The sequence below is a fragment of the Lacisediminihabitans sp. genome (genome assembly GCF_036404185.1).
Classification (GTDB): Bacteria; Actinomycetota; Actinomycetes; order Actinomycetales; family Microbacteriaceae; genus Lacisediminihabitans.
Map to the genome: position 1 here is coordinate 1 of NZ_DASWPB010000078.1, position 3,623 is coordinate 3,623.

Consider the following 3,623-nt stretch of genomic DNA (forward strand, 5'->3'; position numbering starts at 1 on the left):
TCGAAGGACCGGATCGCGCTCAACATGGTCAGGGTGGCCGAGGCGAGCGGGCAGCTCCGTCCCGGGGCGACGATCGTCGAATCCAGCTCCGGAAACACCGGCATCGGCCTTGCGCTTGTCGGCCGGCTGACCGGGCATCCCGTGATCATCATCCACAGCGGGTTCATCTCCGCGGAGAAGAAGGCGGTGCTGCTCGCCTACGGTGCGCGGCTCGTCGAGGCGGACTGGGAGGCCGGACCGGACGACCCGAACAACGCCCGCGCCCTCGCCGATCGTATCGCGGCGGAGACGCCGGGGGCCTGGCGCTCCGCGCAGTACGTGAACGCCGCGAATCCGGATGCGCACTACCGGACCACCGGACCGGAGATCTGGGCCCAGACCGCGGGCGCCGTCAGCCATTTCGTGGCCGGGATCGGCACGGGCGGCACCATCAGCGGCGCCGGTCGGTTCCTCGCCGAGGCCAGCGACGGTCGGGTGCGCGTGATCGGCGCCGACCCGGTCGGCTCCACCTATAGCGGCCGGCCGGCCGGCACCATCGTCGTCGACGGCGTCGGAACGCGCTGGCCGGTGGCCAACTGGCCGGAGACCTTCGACGCGGCCGTGGTGGACGACATCCGGGTGATCGACGATCGCCGGGTCTACGACACCGTGCGGCGCCTCGCCGCGGAGGAGGCGCTGCTGCTCGGGCCGTCCTCCGGGCTCGCCATCGCCGCCGCCGTCGAGGTCGCCGCGGAGGCGAACCCCGGATCGGTCGTCGTCGTCATCGCCCCGGACGGCGGAGGCAACTACCTGACCAAGGCCTTCAACGACGCCTGGCTCACCTCCGCCGGCGTGAACGCCGACGGCTTCGCCCACGGATCGTCCGACTGATGGCGCTGTTGCACTTCGGCTGGTTCCTCGGTGCCGGATTCGGCGTCCAGGGCTGGGGCGACCCCGGCTACGGGATCGGATACGACTGGAAGCAGCCATCCGTCTATCAGGATGCGGCGCGGCTGTTCGAGGCGAGCGGCCTCGATCTGCTGATCATCGAGGACGGGGTCACCGTGCCCGACACCTACGGCGGGACCGCCGAGGTGAACCTCTCGGCCGCCCGCTTCGTGCCCAAACACGACCCGCTCCCGCTCGTGCCGTATCTGCTCGCGGCGACCTCGCGCCTCGGCATCGTGCCCACCCTCTCGGCGAGCTTCTACGAGCCGTTCACCGCGGCCCGGCTGCTGGCGACGCTGCAGCACTTCGCGAACGGCCGACTCGGTTTCAACGTGGTGACCAGCGGCAGCGACATCGCCGCCCAGAACTACGGCCTCGACAAGCAGATCGACCACGATCTCCGCTACGACCGTGCGGACGAGTGGGTCGAGGTGGTGCGCAAGCTCTGGCGCAGCTGGGAGCCGGATGCCGTGCTCGAGGACACCGCGAGCGGCGTCTTCGCCGACTTCCGCAAGGTGCACACGATCGACCACCGCGGCAGGTTCTTCCAGGTTCGCGGACCCCTCAACACCGTCCCGCTGCCCGAGGAGCCGGTCATGGTTCAGGCGGGGGCCTCCGGTCGCGGCCGGGACTTCGCCGGCAAGAACTCGGACGTCGTGCTCGCGCTGGCCTCGACCCCGGAACGGATGAAGGCCCACCGCGACGACATCCGCGCCGTGGCCGCCGCCCATGGCAGGAATCCGGACGACCTCAGGGTGCTCTTCGTCGTGAACCCGGTGATCACCGCCAACGCGGAGGAGTCCGCCGAGGTGCGCGCCCGTCGTTCCGAGCTCACCCAGGCGGCCATCGACGAACAGCTGCAGGGGGTCTCCTACCTGTCCGGCGTCGATTTCAAGGCCTTCGACCTGGACGAGCCGCTGCCCGAGCTGAGCACCAACAGCAACCAGGGAACGCTCGACAACTTCGTGAAGTCCGCGCCCGCCGGCTCGACCCTGCGGCAGATCCTCCAGGCCAGGGCGGACAAGGACGGGCTCGCGATCGTCGGCACCGCCGACGAGGTGGCCGAGCATCTCGGCGAGCTCGGCGCCGCGGTCGGAGGCGACGGCTTCCTGTTCACCGGCCAGGTGCATCCTTCCCACGTCCATCGCACCCTCGACCCGTTGGTTCCCGCGCTTCGCCGCCGGGGACTGCTGCGCACCGAGCTCGGCGACGGCGGGCTGCGCGGCAACCTCCGGGACTTCTAGGAGCCCGGATGGTCGTGCTGCTGGGGCTCGCACCCGTGACGGTCGAGCAGGTGGTCGCCGTGGCGGACGGGGAGCCGGTCGCGCTGGCGCCGGAGGCCGTCGGCCTGCTGGAGCGGTCGCGGGCGGTCGTCGAGCGGGCCGCCTCGCGCGGGGACGCCGTGTACGGACTCACGCGCAGGCTCGGCGCCGCGCGGGACGTTCCGGTCGAGCCGGGCGATCAGGCGGAATTCCAGAGACGGACCATCACCAACCATCTCGGCGGCATCGGCGAGCGGCTGTCGGAGCGCGCGGTGCGGGCGACCGTCTTCGCCCGGCTCGTCGGCTTCACCAGGGGAGGCTCCGGCGTGCGACCCGAGCTGGCGGTCGCCTACGCGTCCCTGCTCAACGACGGCGTCTATCCGGTGGTGCCGTCGCGGGGCTCCGTCGGAGCCGCCGACCTGACCCAGCTGGCCGCCATCGCCGACGTGGTCACCGGCGGCGGACGGATCGTCGTCGACGGGCTCGTGGTTCCCGGTGACCGCGGGCCGATCGAGCTGGCGCCGCACGAGGGGCTCGCGGTGCTCTCCGCCAACTCCTTCTCGATCGGGACGGGCGCGCTGCTGCTCGATGACCTGTCGAGGACGGCGGATGCCGCGGATCGCTCCGCCGCGCTCACCCTGGAGGCGGCCGGGCTGCACTCGCCGAGCGGGGCGCTCGGGCCGTTCGACCCGGCGATCCAGTCGGCGCATCCGCTGGCGGGGCAGGCGCGCTCGGCCGCGGCCATCCGCTCGCAGCTCTCCGGGAGCTTCCTCGAGGAGCCCGGTCGGGTCGCCTCCGTGCAGGACCGGCTCTCGGTGCGGACCGCGCCGCAGGTCAACGGGACGCTGCACGATGTCGTCTCCGCGCTCCGGGCCGTCCTCGAGCTCGAGCTCGACTCCCGCAGCGACAACCCGCTCGTGGACGTCGACTCCGGACGGATGATCCCGGGCGGCAACTTCCAGGCGGCCTCGCTCGCGCTGACACTGGAGTCCGCGCGGCTGGCGCTCGCCCAGGTCGCGGCGCTGAGCGAGCGGCGCATCGCCGTGCTGTCGTCCCTGCTCGCTCCGTTCCGGGCATCCGGCCGTACCCTCCTGCCCGGGCTCAGCTGGTACTCCGCCTCGGCCGCGGTCGCCGAGCTCAAGCACCTCGCGAACCCGGTCACCCTCGGCTCGACGAGTCTCTCCGGCGAGGTGGAGGACCACGCCTCGCTCGCCCCGCTCGCCCTCCGACTCACCGAGCGGTCGGTGCTTCTCACCGCGGAGGTGCTGGCCATCGAGGCGCTGCACGCGGCGGACCTGATCGGGCTGGGTCCGGATGCCCCGCTCGGCACCGCCGAGCTCGCTCGCGGCATCCTCGACGACCTGGCCGCGGCGCGCGACGTCGATGGTGCCGTGCGGGCGGCCATCCAGCGCCTCCGAGCGTAGGACGCGCCGG

At 72.3% G+C, this 3,623-nt stretch carries 3 protein-coding genes; all 3 read left to right on the forward strand.

All coding sequences use genetic code 11. The features are described from left to right. Positions 1–870, forward strand: an 870-nt coding sequence (locus VGC18_RS04605) for a cysteine synthase family protein (RefSeq protein ID WP_331094699.1), incomplete at its 5' end; no start/stop codon positions are given. After that, complete coding sequence (locus VGC18_RS04610; protein ID WP_331094701.1) at positions 870–2,171, forward strand: NtaA/DmoA family FMN-dependent monooxygenase; 1,302 nt, start codon at positions 870–872, stop codon at positions 2,169–2,171. The genes VGC18_RS04605 and VGC18_RS04610, both read left to right, overlap by 1 nt. A gap of 8 nt (positions 2,172–2,179) precedes the next feature. Then, positions 2,180–3,613 carry an aromatic amino acid ammonia-lyase gene (locus tag VGC18_RS04615; protein WP_331094703.1) on the forward strand — a complete coding sequence of 478 codons (1,434 nt, stop codon included), beginning with the start codon at positions 2,180–2,182 and terminating at the stop codon, positions 3,611–3,613. The last annotated feature ends 10 nt before the right edge of the window (positions 3,614–3,623 follow it).

Coding starts and splice junctions, on each gene's coding strand:
- VGC18_RS04615 (WP_331094703.1), top strand. CDS start 2,180: ATGGTCGTGCTGCTGGGGCTCGCACCCGTGACGGTCGAGCAGGTGGTC.
- VGC18_RS04610 (WP_331094701.1), top strand. CDS start 870: ATGGCGCTGTTGCACTTCGGCTGGTTCCTCGGTGCCGGATTCGGCGTC.